14 protein-coding genes are annotated in these 16,318 nt (G+C 68.9%); 9 read left to right on the top strand and 5 right to left on the bottom strand.

The features are described from left to right. Nucleotides 1-11: 11 nt before the first annotated feature. Both H1Q64_RS27470 and H1Q64_RS27465 read right to left on the bottom strand, forming a co-directional pair. Nucleotides 12-425, bottom strand: coding sequence for a Zn-ribbon domain-containing OB-fold protein (locus H1Q64_RS27470; RefSeq protein WP_237907588.1), 414 nt, complete (start codon nt 423-425; stop codon nt 12-14). A 9-nt stretch (nt 426-434) separates the two neighbouring features. Next, complete coding sequence (locus H1Q64_RS27465; protein ID WP_419468874.1) at nt 435-1,640, bottom strand: acetyl-CoA acetyltransferase; 1,206 nt, start codon at nt 1,638-1,640, stop codon at nt 435-437. A 404-nt stretch (nt 1,641-2,044) separates the two neighbouring features. Here H1Q64_RS27465 and H1Q64_RS27460 point away from each other — a divergent pair, with 404 nt between their 5' ends. The 4 genes from H1Q64_RS27460 (at nt 2,045) to H1Q64_RS27445 (ending at nt 7,458) form a co-directional block, all read left to right on the top strand. After that, complete coding sequence (locus H1Q64_RS27460; RefSeq protein WP_237907586.1) at nt 2,045-3,247, top strand: CaiB/BaiF CoA transferase family protein; 1,203 nt, start codon at nt 2,045-2,047, stop codon at nt 3,245-3,247. Nucleotides 3,248-3,384: 137 nt separating this feature from the next. Next, complete coding sequence (locus H1Q64_RS27455) at nt 3,385-4,290, top strand: LysR substrate-binding domain-containing protein (protein ID WP_094305700.1); 906 nt, start codon at nt 3,385-3,387, stop codon at nt 4,288-4,290. 9 nt (nt 4,291-4,299) lie between these two features. Next, the gene (locus H1Q64_RS27450) at nt 4,300-4,809 is read left to right on the top strand and encodes a thioesterase family protein (RefSeq protein WP_237907585.1); all 510 of its coding nucleotides are present in this window, start codon (nt 4,300-4,302) and stop codon (nt 4,807-4,809) included. Between the two features lie 108 nt (nt 4,810-4,917). Continuing rightward, nucleotides 4,918-7,458 carry an ABC transporter permease gene (locus tag H1Q64_RS27445; RefSeq protein WP_237907584.1) on the top strand — a complete coding sequence of 847 codons (2,541 nt, stop codon included), beginning with the start codon at nt 4,918-4,920 and terminating at the stop codon, nt 7,456-7,458. Nucleotides 7,459-7,470: 12 nt separating this feature from the next. Here H1Q64_RS27445 and H1Q64_RS27440 read toward each other — a convergent pair whose 3' ends face one another. Beyond that, on the bottom strand, nt 7,471-8,529 hold the full coding sequence (locus tag H1Q64_RS27440; protein WP_237907583.1) for a serine hydrolase domain-containing protein: 1,059 nt from the start codon (nt 8,527-8,529) through the stop codon (nt 7,471-7,473). A gap of 147 nt (nt 8,530-8,676) precedes the next feature. On the opposite strand from H1Q64_RS27440, the gene H1Q64_RS27435 reads away from it, so the two are divergent. Both H1Q64_RS27435 and H1Q64_RS27430 read left to right on the top strand, forming a co-directional pair. Then, nucleotides 8,677-9,891, top strand: coding sequence for a putative DNA modification/repair radical SAM protein (locus H1Q64_RS27435; protein WP_237907582.1), 1,215 nt, complete (start codon nt 8,677-8,679; stop codon nt 9,889-9,891). 2 nt (nt 9,892-9,893) lie between these two features. Beyond that, the gene (locus H1Q64_RS27430) at nt 9,894-11,309 is read left to right on the top strand and encodes a UdgX family uracil-DNA binding protein (protein WP_237907581.1); all 1,416 of its coding nucleotides are present in this window, start codon (nt 9,894-9,896) and stop codon (nt 11,307-11,309) included. 29 nt (nt 11,310-11,338) lie between these two features. Here H1Q64_RS27430 and H1Q64_RS27425 read toward each other — a convergent pair whose 3' ends face one another. Next, nucleotides 11,339-11,557: a hypothetical protein gene (locus H1Q64_RS27425; protein ID WP_035680398.1), complete on the bottom strand. Its 219-nt coding sequence runs from the start codon at nt 11,555-11,557 to the stop codon at nt 11,339-11,341. 327 nt (nt 11,558-11,884) lie between these two features. Next, nucleotides 11,885-12,079 carry a hypothetical protein gene (locus tag H1Q64_RS27420; protein ID WP_237907580.1) on the bottom strand — a complete coding sequence of 65 codons (195 nt, stop codon included), beginning with the start codon at nt 12,077-12,079 and terminating at the stop codon, nt 11,885-11,887. 478 nt (nt 12,080-12,557) lie between these two features. On the opposite strand from H1Q64_RS27420, the gene H1Q64_RS27415 reads away from it, so the two are divergent. From H1Q64_RS27415 to H1Q64_RS27405, 3 genes are all read left to right on the top strand, one after another. Further along, entirely contained in the window at nt 12,558-14,441 is a 1,884-nt protein-coding gene (locus H1Q64_RS27415) for a methanol/ethanol family PQQ-dependent dehydrogenase (RefSeq protein WP_137142395.1), read from the top strand. A 100-nt stretch (nt 14,442-14,541) separates the two neighbouring features. Further along, nucleotides 14,542-14,979, top strand: a complete 438-nt coding sequence (locus H1Q64_RS27410) for a c-type cytochrome (RefSeq protein ID WP_237907579.1) — start codon at nt 14,542-14,544, stop codon at nt 14,977-14,979. A gap of 21 nt (nt 14,980-15,000) precedes the next feature. After that, a complete protein-coding gene (locus H1Q64_RS27405) occupies nt 15,001-16,311 on the top strand; it encodes a quinoprotein dehydrogenase-associated putative ABC transporter substrate-binding protein (protein WP_237907578.1) in 1,311 nt (436 codons plus the stop codon). The last annotated feature ends 7 nt before the right edge of the window (nt 16,312-16,318 follow it).

Below are 16,318 nucleotides of genomic sequence, written 5' to 3'. Positions count from 1 at the left end.
TCAAGGCACCCTCAGTCGGAAGTCCGCGGGCGGAACACGGGGAGGCTGGTCGCCTCGTCGAGTTGGTGGAAGGCCACGGCGAGCGGCAGGCCGGCCCGCAGATCGGCCTCCGCCACCCCCTCGACGCGGGAGAAGACGGTGACGCCCTCCTCCAGCCGGATCAGGGCGCAGACGTAGGGATCGCCGCGCTGGTTGCCGCGATGGACGACCGAATAGGTCAGCAGTTCGCCGCACCCGCTGGCCTCGACCCATTCCGGGCGGGCGTGCGGGGCGTGGATGGAATGGGCGCGCGGGTACCACTGGAACCGCCCGGTCTCCGGGCAGCGCTGGATCAGGAAGCGCCCCTCGCGCGCCGCCTCCCAGAAGGGGGCGGAGGTCTCGTCCTGGACGGGCGGGATGGTCATGCTGGTCGTTGGGGCGGTCATCGGGGCACCTTACCGGGCAAGGATGGCGGTGGCGGCGGAGCAGAAGGTGCCGCCCAGCCCATGGGCCAGGGCGATGCGCGCGTCGGACACCTGGACGCCCGGCCCCTCGCCACGAAGCTGGCGGACACTCTCGATCAGCGTGAAGATGCCGCGCTTGCCGGGGTGGTTGGACGACAGGCCGCCGCCGTCGGTGTTGGTCGGCAGGCTGCCGCCCAGCGTCAGGTTGCCGTCCGCGACGAAGGCGCCGCTCTCGCCCCGCCCGCAGAAGCCCAGATCCTCCAGCGCCAGCATCGGCGTGATGGTGAAGGCGTCGTAGATCTGCGCCACGTCGATCTCGCCGGGGGTCACCCCGGCCATGGCGAAGGCGCGCGGGCCGGACAGCGCCGCCGGGGTGGTCAGATCGTCGGGAATCTGACTGTTCTGGGTGCGCGCCACGGCAGCCCCGTAGCCGACCAGATGGACCGGCGGCTTCTTCAGGTCGCGCGCCCGCTCCCGGCTGGTCATCACCACGGCGCCGCCGCCGTCGGTCACCACGCAGCAGTCCAGCCGATGCAGCGGCGACGCGATCATCGGCGAGGCCAGCACGTCGTCCACCGTGATCGGCTTGCGCAGCCGGGCGTCGGGGTTCTTCGCGGCGTGCTCGCGGAAGGTCACGGCCACCTGGGCAAGCTGTTCCGGCGTGGTGCCGTAGAGATCCATATGGCGACGGGCGAACAGGCCGTAGGTTGAAATCAGCGTCGGCGCGTAGGGAATTTCGTACTGGCCAGGGCCGGCGGGGAAGACGAAGGGGTCGAAGGACGGGCTGCTCAGCGGCCACCAGCGCGGGCAGGCGGCGTAGCTGATGACCACCACCTCGGCCAGCCCGGTGGCGATGGCCGCCGCCGCCTGCCCGGCCTGGAGGATGTAGGAGCAGCCGCCGACGTCGGTGCTGTTCACGTAGGTCGGCGCGATCCCGATGTATTCGGCCAGTTCGACCACATCCATGGTGCTGCCGCCCTCGGCCCAGTCGCCGGAGGCCGCGCACAGCCCGTCCACGTCCTTCAGCGTCAGCCCGGCGTCATCCAGCGCGCCGAGAATGCATTCCATCTGAAGGGCGAAGGGGTGGACGCGCGGCGCATCCCGGCGGGGCGATTCAAAAACGCCGGCGATGGCCGCCTTTCCCGAAAGATCGATCACGCGCGGGTTGTCCTTTCCTGGTTGTGGAAGGCCGCGCATCGCTGCCGCGACGCGCGCCGAGCGGCTTCAGTGGACAGGCGATGAGAGTAAAGAGGCCGCCCGCCTCGGAAATCATGAAGACTATCCGATGGCCGGCAGAGTTTTCGATCAGGCCGATCCGCTCCCGGCAAGATCAAGACTACCGGACACAGTTCGTGTCACAAGCAGAAAAAACGATGCGGTCCGGTGCACGGAACGCACCAATGCTGCGCCCAACGAATCCGCGGAACGGTGCCTTCCATGCACCGGATTGGGCCAAACTAAGCGATTGTTTTCCGGCCGCCGTGGCGCAAGCCTTTGGGTATCGCATTCCCGCCGCCGCCCTGGGCCGGACCGGTTTCCAGCCGGGCGCGCGGCCCCGCCCGGACCGCCTGCGCGGCGCCCGGCCATCCGAAGGATCATGCATGCTCAACACCGATACGCAACGCCGCGAAGGCCCCCTGGCCGGCGTGCGCGTGGTCGATCTCACGCACATGTTGGCCGGCCCCTACAGCACGTGGCTGCTCGGCGCGCTGGGAGCGGAGGTCATCAAGATCGAGCGTCCCGGCAAGGGCGATTTCACCCGTATCATTGCCCCCTTCAGCGAGGAGGAAAGCATTTACTTCCTCAGCGTCAACCGCAACAAGCGGAGTCTGACGCTCAACTTGAAGGAGGAAAAGGGGAAGGAGATTTTCAAGAAAATCGTCGCCACCTGCGACGTGCTGGTGGAGAACAACCGGGCCGGGGCGATGGACCGGCTGGGGCTGGGCTACACCGACCTGAAGGCGGTCAATCCGCGGCTGGTCTACGCCTCGATCTCCGGCTTCGGGCAGGACGGCCCCTACCGCCATCGGCCCTGCTTCGACGTGGTGGCCCAGGCGATGTCCGGCATGATGAGCATCACCGGCGAGCCGGGCGGCGATCCCTGCCGGGTCGGCGCGTCGATCGGCGACATCGGGTCCAGCCTGTTCGCCGCCGTCGGCATCCTCGCCGCCCTTCAGAAGCGGGCGAGCACCGGCGAGGGTAGCTTCATCGACGTGGCGATGCTCGATTGCCAGCTCGCCCTGATGGAGAACGCCATCGCCCGTTTCCTGAACGCCGGGGAGACGCCGCGGGCGCTGGGCAGCCGCCACCCGCTGATCGCCCCCTTCCAGGCCTTCCCCACCGCCGACAAGCCCATCGCCATCTGCGTCGACACCAACGAGCAGTGGGACCGGATGTGCCGCGCCATGGGGCTGGAGCATCTGCTGTCCGACCCGCGCTTCCCCACCGGCTCGGCCCGCAACGCCAACCATGCGGAGCTGGAGCCGCTGCTCCGCGAGGTCTTCCTCACCCGCGGGCGCGACGCCTGGCTGGACGCGATGGAGGACGCCGACGTGCCGGCCAGCCCGATCAACAGCGTGCCGGACGCGCTGAACGATCCCCAGGTGGTCCACCGCAAGATGGTCGTGGAGGTGCCGGAGGGCTCGGGCAAGCGCTTCGCCGCCGTGCCGATCACCATGCCGGAGGCCCCGCTGCCCGCCGAAAGCCCGGCGCCGCGGCTGGGCGAGCACACCGACGCCATCCTGGCGGATCTCGGCTTCAGCCCCGACGAGATCGGCGCCTTCCGTCGCGACGCGGTGGTGTGATGGCCGGCGGCGCGGGGGGAGAGCGGCGGGCGGCGGGCGGCGAAGGGGCGCGTGCGGTGCTGGCGGAAATGTTTCATACTGCCGCCGGGATCGCCCCCAATCTCGCCCCGGCTTCCGTCCACAGCCCAAAGGTCCGCATGGCGCGCCGCCTTCCGCCCCTTCTCGCCCTCCGCGCCTTCGACATCTTCGCCCGGCAGGGCACGGTGCGGGCCGCCGCCGACGAGCTGGCGGTGTCCCACACGGTGGTGTCGCGCCACATCCAGAATCTGGAGCAGGCGGTGGGGGTGAAGCTGGTGGCGAAGTCGGGGCGCGGCCTGTCCCTGACCCGCGAGGGCATCCGCTACGCCGCCCAGCTCCGCCGCGCCTTCGACCTGATCGGCGAGGCGAGCAACGAGCTGCGCAACGGCGGGATGGAGGCGGTGCACATCTGTTGCCTCGCCGGGCTGGCGTCGCGCTGCCTGCTCGCCCGCCTGCCCGAGCTGGAGGAGGCGCTGACCGGGCGGGAGGTGATCCTTCAGCCGACCTCGACCCGCCCCGACTTCAGCCGGGAGGAGGCCGACGCGGAAATCATGTATCTGGAGGACGGCGGTTCCGTCGCCGACGGGCTGCGCTCGGAGATGTTCGCGCGGCCGCGCATCCTCGCCATCGCCAGCCCGGAGTTCAAGGCGCGCTACCCCGACGTGCGCACGCCCGCCGACCTCGTCGGCCTGCCGCTGATCCACGAGCAGTCCACCGGCATGTGGGAAGCCTGGCTGGAGGAGGCCGGCATCGCCGACATCCCCCGGCTGCGCGGCCCTCGGCTGTGGCAGGCGCACCTGACCATCGAGGCGGCCCGGCTGGGACGCGGGGTGGCGCTGGTCAGCGACCTGCTGGTGACCGAGCCGCTGGCCAACGGCGAGTTGGTGGAGATGGTGGACAGCAACGTCACCATCGGCGGCTATTACTTCATCGCCCCGGTCCACCGCTGGAACACGCCGGTGATCTCGGCCATCCGGCAATGGCTGCGCGGCGTGTTCCCGCCGGACCAGACCTCCACCCTGTAAGGCACTTACATGACCCAGGACCACGCCCTGCCGCCGGACAACTTGCCGTCCGACATCCTGCTGTCCGGCGTGCACACCGTCGACGAGAGCTGGATCGACCTTTACGGCCACATGAACATGGTGCGCTACGTCGCCCTGTTCGACGAGGTCGGCTACGCCCTGATGGAGCAATGGGGGCTGGGCGAGACCTACACGCGGGATAAGGGGCTCGGCCTGTTCGTTGTCGACGTGGCGGTGCATTACCGGCGGGAGCTGCGCGCCGGAACGCCCTTGCAGGTGGCCCTGCGGCTGCTCGACGCCGACGACAAGCGGCTGCTGAGCCTGCTGGAGATCCGCCGGGCCGACGACGGCACGGTCGCGGCGACCATGGAACAACTCTCGATCCACGTCGATCTGGGAACCCGCAAGGTGACGCCCTTTCCGCCGACGCTTGCGGAGCGCCTGCGCGCCCTGGCGGCGGTCCAGTCCGCCCATCCCCTGCCGCCCCGCCACCGGCGGCGGCTGCACATCCGGGGATAGCAGCGCCCGCAATCGCCTTTATGACCCTCTCCCCGGAGGGGAGAGGGGAACTTCAAACGCGACAGCGAGGCGGCCAAAACGGTTGCCGGCCGGCGGGACCTTCACGATATGTCCGCCATGACTCATCTGCGCATCGCGTTGCGGCTGGCTTGGCGGGACCTGCGGGGCGGCGTCGCCGGACTTTGGATCGTTGTCCTTGGCGTGGCCCTGGGGACCGCCATGATGGCCGCCGTCGGCTCGCTCAGCGGCGGCGTGCTGGACGGAATGCGGGCCACCGCGCGCGAGGCGGTCGGCGGCGATCTCTCCCTGCGCCTGTTCCACGCCCCGGCGACGCCGGAGCAGCGGGCCATCCTCGACACGATGGGCAGGGTCGGCGAGACCGCGGAACTGCGACCCGTTGCCTCGACCGTGAGCGGCGACGCCCACGCCCTGGTCGAGCTGAAGGCGGTCGAGGAAAGCTACCCGCTGGTTGGCACGGCGGCGGTGTCCGGCGCCGCTTCCCTCGCCGAGGCGCTGGCCCATCGGGACGGGCGATGGGGAGCGGCGGTGTCCGCCGACCTCCTCGACGCGCTGGCGCTGGGCGTCGGCGACCGGCTGCGGCTCGGTGCCGCCGAGGTCGCGATCCGCGCCGTTCTGGAACATGAGCCGGACCGGACCTTCCGCGCCTTCTCCCTCGGCCCGCGCGTCGTCATTGATCGCCGGGCGCTGAACGCGACGGGCCTCGCCGAGCCGGGGATGCCCGTCTACTGGTATTATCGCCTCCTCCTGCCGGAAACGGCCCGCTCTGACGCCGTCCTGCGCGATCTGGAGCGCCGCTTCCCCGACGCCGGATGGCGGATCGTCGACGCCGCCCACGGCATTCCGGGTGTGGACCGCACCGTGCATCTCGCCCGCGCGCTGTTCCTTCTCGGGTCGCTGTCGATCCTGCTGATCGGCGGTGTCGGCGTCAGCCGGGCGCTGTCGGCGCACCTCGCCCGGCGGCTGCCGGTCCTGGCCACGCTGAAGGCGCTGGGCGGTCCGCCACGCCTTCTCTTCACCGCCTTCCTGATCCAGACGCTGGCGGTGGTCGGCGTGGCGCTGCTGATCGGCCTGGGCACCGGCGCCCTGCTGGCCGCCATGGCCGTGAACGCGCTGCCGCTCGACTGGATGCCGGAGACGGGCGGCGCCGTCGATCCGGCAGCCCTGCTGTTGGCGGGGGCGGTCGGGCTGCTGGCGGCCCTGCTCTGCGCCGTGCCGCCGCTGGCCCGCGCCGCCGGAACCAGCCCCGCGGCGATCTGGCGGGGGGTAGTGGACGACCGGACGCGTTCCGTGGGCTGGCGGACCCGTGGCGCCGTCGCGCTGCTCGGGCTGGGGCTCGCCGGCCTTCTCGCCGCCTGGACGGGGATGCCGCTCGCGGTCGCCGGTTTCCTCCTTGTCGCCGGGCTGGTGGCGGCGGGCTTCGCGCTGCTGGGGCGGGGACTCGCGGGGATGGCCCGCCGGCTGGCGCGCGGACGGCGACCGGTGGTCCGGCTGGCCGTCGCCAACCTCGGTCGGCCCGGCGCGCCGACGGTCCCGGTGGCGGTCGCGCTGGGCATCGGCCTGACCCTGCTGGTGGCGGTCGGCGTGGTCGGACGGTCGGCGACCGGCCATGTCGCGGCGACGCTGCCGGCGCAGACGCCTTCCGTCGTCGTTCTGAACATTCACCCGCCGGACGGAAAGCGCCTGAGCGAACACCTGTACGCCCTCCCGGGCGTCGAACGGGTCGAGACGGCGCCGTTCCTGCACGCCCGGATCAGCCGCCTCAACGGCGTCGCCATCACCGAGGCGGACGCCCCGCGCTCCGTCGGCTGGGCGGTGCGCGGCGACCGCGGCCTGTCCTGGCGCGCGCGCCCAGCCCCCACTGACCGGATCGTCGCGGGGAGCTGGTGGCCCGAGAGCTATACCGGCCCGCCGCTCGCCTCGCTGGACGCGCAGGTCGCCCGCCGGCTGGGGCTGTCGGTGGGGGACCGCCTCACGCTGGCCCTGGCAAGCGGCCCGGTGACCGCGACGGTCGCCAACCTCCGGCGCATCGACTGGACGCGGCTCGACCTGGACTTCCCGGTTCTCCTCTCCCCCTTCCCCGAACCGCCGCCGCACAGCCTTGTCGCCGCCGTCTGGTCGCCGCCCGAAGCGGTTCCCGCGGTGGAGGCGGCCGTGGTGCAGGCGATCCCGCAAGCCCCCACGATCCGCGTGGCGGAGGTGCTGGAGACGCTCGGCTCGACCGTCCAGACCGTGCGCGGGCTTCTCGACGGCCTGTCCGCCGTCGCTCTCGGCGCGGCGGCCGTGGTCCTTCTCGGCGCCATCGCCAGCAGCGCCCGGCGGCGGCTTCAGGAAATGGCGATCTTGCACGCCCTCGGGGTCGGGCGGCGTTCGATGGTCCAGGCGGTGGTGCTGGAGTTCGTCCTCCTGGGCGCCGCCGTCGCCGCGGTCGCGGTGCCGCTCGGCTGGGTCGGCGGCGCGGCGGTGGTCGCCGGCCTTGCCGAGGGCGCTCCCCTCCCCGGAGGCGCTGTTCCCCTGGCCGCCTTTCTCGGCACCATCGCCGCGATGGCGGCGGTCGGGGCCGTGCTGGTGGCTTGGCTGCCGCGACGGAACGTGATGCAGCGGTTGCGCGGCGATGCGCTGTCCGCCTGACCCGCCGGTCGGTCAGGCCATTTCCGCCGCCGGGATGATGTCGTCGGTCAGCAGGGCGTTGAGCAGGCCGACATGGCCATCCGACCGCGCCGGGCGGGTGGGGTCGGAGGTGACGACGACCGTCAGCCCCAGGCTGGGCACCAGATAAAGCATCTGCCCGCCATAGCCGCGCGCGTAGGCGATGCGGTGCCCCTTCGCCTCGGCAAGGAACCAGCCGTACCCGTAGTCGTCGCCGGAGAAGGGGGAGCGCGTGCGCGGCACCCACGACGCCTCCACCCAGGCGGTGCTGATGACCGGCTGCCCGTTCCACAGGCCGCCCAGCCGCCACAGCTCGCCGAAGCGGAACAGGTCGAGCGGCGACAGCGCCATGTTGTTCCCGCCGAGATAGAAGCCCTGCGGGTCGCGCGTCCAGGACGGCACCTCGATCCCCAGCGGCTCGCCCAGCCAGTCCCGCGCCAGGGACAGCAGGCTGCGCCCCGACGCGCTGGACAGCGCCGCGCCCAGCAAATGGTAGCTCCCGGTCGAATAGAGCATGCGGGCGCCCGGCTCGGTGACGAAGGGACGGCGCAGCGCGTCGGCGATCCAATTGCGGCTGTTGATCCAGCGGCCGTAGCCCGGCCCGGAGGTCGGCTCCAGACCGGCCTGCATGGTCAGAAGGTCAGCGATGGTGATCCGGCGCACCCGTGGATCGACGCCCGCCGGAACCAGTCCCGGCGCCGCCTCGGCGAGGGTGACATCGACGCCGCGCAGGACCCCGCGGTCGATGGCAATTCCGGCGAGCGAGGCGGCAATGGTCTTGGACACCGACTTCACGTTCACAGCGCGGTTCACCGCCGGTCCGCGGAAAGCCTCCGCCGACACCACCTCGCCGTTCCGCCCGATGACCAACGCATGGATCTGGTCGAGTCCGGCCGCCCGCTTGATCGCGCGGTCCAGCAGCACCGGATCGAACGCGGCCCCAGCCGCCGGGTGGGCGGCAAGCAGCGGGCGCATCAGGCCGCCGAGGGACGCGGCAGCGACGGCGGCAAGGACGGTGCGGCGGCCGAGCCGCAACGGCGAGTTCGAGGTCATCCCGGATATGTGGTCCCGCGTCGCTGCCATCCAAGATTGCCCGAGAGGCCCTGATCGGACTTTGTCCCACCCGGCGCCGCACACGCCGCTTGCCTCCCCACCCCGTGAGAACATATTAAGAACATGCAAGCAGCGTGGGATGGGATGATGGACGACGCCTTGATCGAGAAGCTCGGCATTCTGGCCGACGCGGCGAAATACGACGCCTCCTGCGCCTCGTCCGGCGCCAAGCCGCGGCGCGGCGGCAAGGAGGGGCTGGGCTCGACCACCGGCGCCGGCATCTGCCATGCCTACACGCCAGACGGGCGCTGCGTCTCGCTCCTGAAGATCCTGCTGACCAACCACTGCCTGTTCGACTGCATGTACTGCATCAACCGGCGCTCCTCCAACGTCCGCCGCGCCCGCTTCACGGTGGAGGAGGTGGTGGAACTGACCCTCGGCTTCTACAAGCGCAATTGCATCGAGGGGCTGTTCCTGTCCTCCGGCATCATCCGCTCGCCGGATCACACGATGGAGCAGATGATGCTGGTGGCGCGGACCCTGCGGCGCGACCACGGCTTTGCCGGCTACATCCACCTGAAGACCATCCCCGAAGCCAGCCCCTGGCTGATCGAGCAGGCCGGGCTGTGGGCGGACCGCCTGTCGATCAACCTCGAACTGCCTTCCGACCACAGCCTGAAGGCCTTCGCGCCGGAGAAGAACGGCGGCACCATCAAGGCGGTGATGGGGCAGGTCAACGAGCGCATCGTCGAGGCCAAGGAGGAGCGGCGCCGCTTCTCCCCCGCCGGCCAGAGCACCCAGTTGATCGTCGGGGCCGACGACGCCACCGACCGTTCCGTCCTGGAGACCAGCGGCACGCTCTACCAGCGCTACGGGCTGCGCCGCGTCTACTACTCCGCCTTCAGCCCGATCCCGGAGGCCAGCTCTGTGCTGCCGGTCAAGCCGCCGCCTTTGCAGCGGGAGAGCCGGCTGTATCAGGCCGACTGGCTGCTGCGCTATTACGGCTTCACCGTGGAGGAGATCGCGTCCGGCGGCGAAGGCGGGATGCTCGACCTCGGCATTGACCCCAAGCTGGCCTGGGCGCTGAAGAACCGCGAGCGCTTCCCGGTGGACGTCAACCGCGCCGACCGCGAGATGCTGCTGCGGGTGCCGGGGCTGGGCGCGCGCGCCGTGGACAAGATCTTGTCGGCGCGCCGCCACACCCGCCTGCGCATGGAGGATCTGGGGCGGTTGTCGAGCGGGCTGCGGCGCGCCCGCCCCTTCCTGATCGCCGCCGATTACCACCCCGCGGGCGGGCTGACCGACCGGCTGGACCTGCGCCAGCGCTTGGTCACGCCGTCCAGCCAACTGAGCCTGTTCTGACGATGCACACGATCACCTTGCGGGAAGGGGCGGATCTCGACGGCTTCCGCCAAGCGGTGCGCCGGCTCGCCGCCGCCCGGACGGCGCCCGACGAAGTGCTGTGGAGCGTCGGCGCGCCGTCGCTGTTTGGTGATGACGCCCCGCCGTCCGAAGACGGCGCCCGGGTCTTCCTGCCCCAGGCGGTCGGTCGGCTGATCGAAACCGTCGTCTGCCACAGCGATCCGGAACGCTACGCCCTGCTCTACCGGCTGGTCTGGCGCGTGCTGAACGGTGAGCGGGCTCTGCTCGACCAGCACGCCGACCCGCTGGTGCACCTGCTGGAACGGCTCGACAAGGCGGTTCGCCGGGACATCCACAAGATGCACGCCTTCCTGCGCTTCCGCGCCCTGCCCGGCCCGGATGGGGAGGAGCGTTACGTCGCGTGGTTCGAACCCGACCATCACATCGTCGAAGCCGTCGCCCCCTTCTTCGTCGAGCGCTTCGAAAGCATGGCGTGGACGATCCTCACCCCGAAGGGCTCGCTGCACTGGGACCGCCGGCGCCTGATGAGCGGCCCGCCCGCCGAGCGTCCGGACGCGCCGGCCCATGACCGTCTTGTCGATGACCGCTTCGCCGAGGGCTGGCAACGCTATTACGAGAGCACCTTCAACCCGGCGCGGGTCAACCCGACGGCCATGCGGGCGGAGATGCCGCGGAAATACTGGGCCAACATGCCGGAGACGGCGGCCATCCCGGCCATGGTCCGCTCCGCCCCCGCCCGCGTTCAGGCGATGCTGGAGGCGGAGGCCGCCGTCCCGCGCCGCCGCATGCCCGAGAAGGCCGTGGCGGCGATGGCCCGGCAAGCCCCGGACAGCCTCGCCGACCTGAACCGCCTGATCCAACGCTCCGAACCGCTGGTGCCGGGGGCGACGCAGGCGGTGCTGGGCGAGGGGCCGGAAGGTGCGGCCATCGCCATCGTCGGCGAGCAGCCGGGCGACCAGGAGGACCGCGAGGGCCGCCCCTTCGTCGGCCCCGCCGGCCAGTTGCTGACCGCCGCGCTGGAGGAGGCCGGGATCGACCGCGGCGGCCTCTACCTGACCAACGCCGTCAAGCACTTCAAGTTCACCCAGCGCGGCAAGCGGCGCATCCACCAGTCGCCCACCGCCGGCGAGGTCAAGCATTACCGCTGGTGGCTGATGACGGAGCTTGGCTTCGTCCGTCCCCGCCTCGTCGTCGCGCTGGGAGCCACCGCGGCCCTGGCGATGACCGGCCGGCCCGTTGCGGTGCTGCGCGAGCGCGGACCGATGGCCTTCGACGGGTGGAACGGCTTCGTCACCGTCCACCCGTCCTACCTGCTGAGGCTTCCGGGGGAGGAGGAACGGCGGCGGGCGCAGGCGGCGTTCGTGGCCGACCTGCGGCGAGCCGCGGCGCTGGCGTGAGACGGCACCGAGCCGTCCCCGTCAATCCCTCACGCGCCCTGCTGCTTGAACCGCTTGCCCACCGTGCACTGGATGCGCTGAAGCTCGTACTTCGGGTGGTCATTGATCCACTTGGCGCTCTCGATCTGGCCGGCGATCGGGCAGCTCGACATGGTCAGGGGTTCGGTGTCGGGAACCATCGGGTTGATGGTCCGGCACTGGGTCGGGTCGGACGCCAGGCAGAAGATCATCGACAGGGTAACAAACATCGGGCGCTCCAAAACGCAACGGCACGGCTGTGCCAACATCGTGTGGATCAGCGAGAGCAAGCCGCATGCCATGCCCAGGACGAGGACAGGATTGCGGGATTCCGGCTGCTCGGAAATGAGCCAAGCCACAGGGCGCCGAATCATTAGGCATCGAAGGTTAACCAATGCCTAAACGTTAGGAGTTTCCGAAGCCGTTGATGCAACGGATGAAGCGGAACGGGCCGCAAGGTCCAGAGGAGCCTTCGCGCAAGTCTGGAGTCGGCGCGCCGCAGGTCAACGGAACGTTGAGTGAAGTGTTTCCTGTCCTTGAAGCAACCTGCGCTGACGTCAGGCCCCGGGCTGCTCGCACCGCCATTGGCGAACGTTCCAATTGGGATGTTCCAAGAGCCAATGCACGACGTGGACGTAGCTGTTGTGCGTGCATTCCACCGCGGTCGGATACCGTTCGAAGGAGAGTGGACGCTCGATGGCGCAGTGGTCCGGCCGCACGGCCAGACAGATCACCAGAACCAGTTCAAACATGGTTCGCGTTTCCTGTGCGAAAGCTCGATGAGCCGGCACCTTCGGCGCTTCCGCCAAGGCGGACGAAGGCCGGAACGCATGCATCAACAGCCGACGTCACGAATCGGGCCGCGCTGCTTTGCAGCAAACATTGCTGCTCTGCACAAAATTAGCGCTCGAAACTGCAAATAAATAAATTACAAAATCATGTTTTGAAGGATTATCCACTTACTCCCAATTTGTGGTCGTTCCTGGATAAATCTGGCATAGGGCGATTGTTTGGTTTTTTCTATTCGGCAGAGCCTTGACGAGAAGATGGTCCCAATATAGCATTAAGTACCAATTTGGCGTCAGCTTTTCTGAATATTGAATTCAGAACCGAACATACCGCGCAACAACATCCGCGCGACAACGCCCTTTTGCAATCAGTGTCGCGCCCATAAGCAAGAAGCCCATTGGTTTTTGGGTAACAATAAGCGCTACAACGGGAGGGATCGTCATGAAGGTGTTGTCTCGCTGGCTTCTGGCGTCTGTCGCTGTCGTCGCCGCCGGCTCGGTTTCTGCGAACGACAGTATTCTCAAGAATGAAGCGAACCCCAACAACTGGGCGTCCCAGCTCGGCAATTATGCCGGGCAGCGGTACAGCCCCCTCGACCAGATCACCACCAACAACGTCAAGAATCTCCAGGTCGCGTGGTCGTTCTCGACCGGAGTTCTGCGCGGCCATGAAGGCGGGCCGATCGTCGTCGGCGACGTGATGTACATTCACACGCCGTTCCCCAACAAGGTCTTCGCGCTGGACCTCAACAACCCGGGGCGGGTCATCTGGAAATATGAATCGGTCCAGGACCCGACCGTCATCCCGGTGATGTGCTGCGACACCGTCAACCGCGGCGTCGCCGTCGCCGACGGCAAGGTCTTCCTGGCCCAGGCGGACAACACGCTGGTGGCACTCGACGCCAAGACCGGCAAGGAGATGTGGAAGGCCAAGAACGGCGACCACACCAAGGGCGAGACCCTGACGGCGGCCCCGCTGGTGGTCAAGGACAAGGTCTTCGTCGGCATCAGCGGCGGCGAGTTCGGGGTGCGCGGGCATCTGACGGCATACGACACGAACAGCGGCAAGATGGTGTGGCGGGCCTTCTCGACCGGTCCCGATGCCGACGTGAAGATCGATCCGTCGAAGACGATGATGATGGGCAAGCCGATCGGGCAGAAAGACCTCGGCGTCTCGACTTGGCCGGGCGAGGAATGGAAGCGCGGCGGCGGGACGACCTGGGGATGGTATACCTACGATCCGGCGCTCAACCTGATCTATTACGGCACCGGCAACCCTGGTACCTGGAACCCGACGCAGCGGGCCGTCGACAAGGACCGGGCCAAGAGCGACAACAAATGGTCGATGACCATCTTCGCCCGCGATCCCGACACCGGGGAGGCGAAGTGGGTCTACCAGAAGACGCCCTTCGACGAGTGGGACTTCGACGGCGTCAATGAGAACATCCTGGCCGACATCAACATGAACGGCCAGCAGCGCAAGGTCCTGGTCAACTTCGACCGCAACGGCTTCGCCTACACGCTGGACCGGGCGACCGGCGAGCTGCTCGTCGCGCAGAAATACGACCCGACGGTCAACTGGGCGACCGACGTCGACATGAAGACCGGACGGCCGAACGTCGTCGACAAATACAGCACCTTCGCCAACGGCGAGGACAAGAACACCGCGGCCGTGTGCCCGGCGGCTCTCGGCACCAAGGACCAGCAGCCGGCCTCCTTCTCGCCGGACACCGGGCTGTTCTACGTCCCGACCAACCACATCTGCATGGACTACGAGCCGTTCTCCGTCTCCTACACGGCCGGTCAGGCCTATGTCGGCTCGACCGTGTCGATGTACCCGACGCCGAACTCGCACGGTGGCATGGGCAACTTCATCGCCTGGGACGCGGCGGCCGGCAAGATCGTCTGGTCGCGGCCGGAGCGGTTCGCGGTGTGGAGCGGCGCCCTGTCGACCAAGGGCGGCGTCGCTTATTACGGCACGCTGGAAGGCTACCTCGTCGCCGTCGACATGAAGGACGGCAACGAGCTGTGGCGGTTCAAGACCCCGTCCGGCATCATCGGCAACATCAACACCTACACCCACAACGGCAAGCAGTATGTGGCCGTCCTGTCCGGCGTCGGCGGCTGGGCCGGCATCGGTCTCGCCGCCGGTCTGACCCAGGAATCCGGGGCGAACCAGTGGCATCAGGCCGTCCACCCCAACCGCGCCGGCGGTACGGGCGTGGCGACCGCCGGCCTCGGCGCGGTCGGCGCCCACCAGTCGCTGGGCGAGTACACGCAGCTCGGCGGCGTCCTGACGGTGTTCCACGTTCCGGACCAGAAGTGATCGGCAGACCTGCCCCCGGTGCCGCAACGCACCGGGGGTTTTGCTTTAGAGCCTTCGGCATTTACTGGGACCCGGCTTCCGGGCAAGGATCTCGACATCCATGAAACGCAGACTTGGCTTGCTGACCGGTGCGCTGACCGTGGGCACCGTCGCCTGTTTCGCCGCCCTGGCGCAGGACGCGCCGACGACCCCCGACGGGACACCGACCTACATCGTCAAGGACGGTCAGGTGGACAAGGGAACCTACAACGGCTACCGCCGCTTCCACGCGACCTGCCACACCTGCCACGGCTTCGACGCCTCGGGATCATCCTTCGCCCCCAGCCTCGCGGACTCGCTCAAACGCATCAGCTACGACGAGTTCAAGGAGGTCGTCGTCAACGGCCGCCAGAATCAGGGCGCCACCGGCGACAAGGTGATGCCCTCCTTCGGCCTCGACCCGAACATCATGGATCACCTGGACGACATCTACCGCTACCTGAAGGCGCGGGCCGACGGCGTGCTGCCCGGCGGACGCCCGCAACGCATCGGCGGCTGATCCGGCGGAGGAAGACCCTTCATGGCATTTCCTTCTGTGCTCACCGTCGTTGCCATCGCCGCGGCTCTGCTGCCCGTCACCGCACCGGTTCACGCCGTCGAGGTGACGGAGCGCGAGACCGTGCGCGTCTGCGCCGACGGCAACCTTCTGCCCTATTCCAACGAAAGGATGGAGGGTTTCGAGAACGAGATCGCCCGGCTCATCGGCGAGGACCTGAAGAAGCCGGTGACCTATTACTGGTGGCCGCAGACCATCGGCTTCGTCCGTAACACGCTGCGTGCGCGGCAGTGCGACCTCGTGATGGGAACGGCGTCCGGCGAAGAGTTGATGCAGAACACCAACCCCTATTATCGGACCGTCTATTCCCTCGTCTACCGCACCAAGTCGGGCATTCGGGCGGAGAGCGTGGGCGATCCGTCCCTGAAAGACGCCCGCATCGGCGTCGTCGAGAAAACGCCCGCGGTCAACCTGCTGCGCCTCTATGGCATCACCCGGACGGAGCCCTACCAGCTCAACACCGACACGCGCGCCAACAACCCGGCCCGCGACGCCATCGAGGACGTGGCCGCCGGCAAGACCGACGCCGCGGTGATCTGGGGGCCGATCGCCGGCTATTTCGCCGCCCAGCAGACCGAGCCGCTGACCGTCGTTCCGCTGGTCAAGGAGCCGGCGGGCGCCCGGCTACAATTCAACATCTCCATGGGCATCCGCTCCGACGAGCCGGAATGGAAGCACTGGCTCAACGATTTCATCAAGCGCCGTCAGGACGACATCGACCGCATCCTGCTGCGCTACCACGTCCCGATCATCGGCCCCGACGGCGCGCTGAAGACCGCCGCCGCCATCGAGCCGCCGGGCTACCGGATGGACCAGTACCGCGCCCCGACCCCCGCCGGCCTGTCGGGTGCTGCCACCGTGACCCTGGCGGAGCTGCGGCGGCTGATCGAGCATTATCCCGACACGCGGCTGATCGACGTGATGCCGGCCCCGCCGCGCCCGGCCGACCGTCCGGCGTCGGCCGTGTGGGTTCCGCCACCCCGCCGCAGCCTGCCGGGGGCGGTCTGGCTGCCCAACGTCGGCTACGGCAGCCTGTCGGGCGAGCAGGAGCGCTATTTCCGCGCTGGGCTGGAGACCGTGAGTCACGGGGATCGGGCCGCCCGGCTGGTCTTCTTCTGCGAGCCGGATTGCTGGATGTCCTGGAACGCCGCGAAGCGCGCCGTGGAGTGGGGATACGGCAACGTCTACTGGTATTCTGACGGCGCCATGCGCTGGCAGGAGGCGGGATACGGGCTGGAGACGGTTGAACCCTTCGCCGGCGGCGCGTCGAACTGATCGAAGC

Source organism: Azospirillum brasilense (genome assembly GCF_022023855.1).
Taxonomy (GTDB): Bacteria; Pseudomonadota; Alphaproteobacteria; order Azospirillales; family Azospirillaceae; genus Azospirillum; species Azospirillum brasilense_F.
The sequence above is the reverse complement of the archived record's forward strand: the minus strand, read 5'-3'. Positions and strand labels throughout refer to the sequence as shown.

Excerpts from the sequence above, each read along its gene's own strand:
- H1Q64_RS27460 (WP_237907586.1), top strand. The coding sequence starts at position 2,045 with ATGCTCAACACCGATACGCAACGCCGCGAAGGCCCCCTGGCCGGCGTG.
- H1Q64_RS27405 (WP_237907578.1), top strand. The coding sequence starts at position 15,001 with ATGGCATTTCCTTCTGTGCTCACCGTCGTTGCCATCGCCGCGGCTCTG.
- H1Q64_RS27470 (WP_237907588.1), bottom strand. The coding sequence starts at position 425 with ATGACCGCCCCAACGACCAGCATGACCATCCCGCCCGTCCAGGACGAG.
- H1Q64_RS27435 (WP_237907582.1), top strand. The coding sequence starts at position 8,677 with ATGGACGACGCCTTGATCGAGAAGCTCGGCATTCTGGCCGACGCGGCG.
- H1Q64_RS27440 (WP_237907583.1), bottom strand. The coding sequence starts at position 8,529 with ATGACCTCGAACTCGCCGTTGCGGCTCGGCCGCCGCACCGTCCTTGCC.
- H1Q64_RS27430 (WP_237907581.1), top strand. The coding sequence starts at position 9,894 with ATGCACACGATCACCTTGCGGGAAGGGGCGGATCTCGACGGCTTCCGC.
- H1Q64_RS27455 (WP_094305700.1), top strand. The coding sequence starts at position 3,385 with ATGGCGCGCCGCCTTCCGCCCCTTCTCGCCCTCCGCGCCTTCGACATC.
- H1Q64_RS27415 (WP_137142395.1), top strand. The coding sequence starts at position 12,558 with ATGAAGGTGTTGTCTCGCTGGCTTCTGGCGTCTGTCGCTGTCGTCGCC.
- H1Q64_RS27465 (WP_419468874.1), bottom strand. The coding sequence starts at position 1,640 with ATGCGCGGCCTTCCACAACCAGGAAAGGACAACCCGCGCGTGATCGAT.
- H1Q64_RS27445 (WP_237907584.1), top strand. The coding sequence starts at position 4,918 with ATGTCCGCCATGACTCATCTGCGCATCGCGTTGCGGCTGGCTTGGCGG.
- H1Q64_RS27410 (WP_237907579.1), top strand. The coding sequence starts at position 14,542 with ATGAAACGCAGACTTGGCTTGCTGACCGGTGCGCTGACCGTGGGCACC.
- H1Q64_RS27450 (WP_237907585.1), top strand. The coding sequence starts at position 4,300 with ATGACCCAGGACCACGCCCTGCCGCCGGACAACTTGCCGTCCGACATC.
- H1Q64_RS27420 (WP_237907580.1), bottom strand. The coding sequence starts at position 12,079 with ATGTTTGAACTGGTTCTGGTGATCTGTCTGGCCGTGCGGCCGGACCAC.
- H1Q64_RS27425 (WP_035680398.1), bottom strand. The coding sequence starts at position 11,557 with ATGTTTGTTACCCTGTCGATGATCTTCTGCCTGGCGTCCGACCCGACC.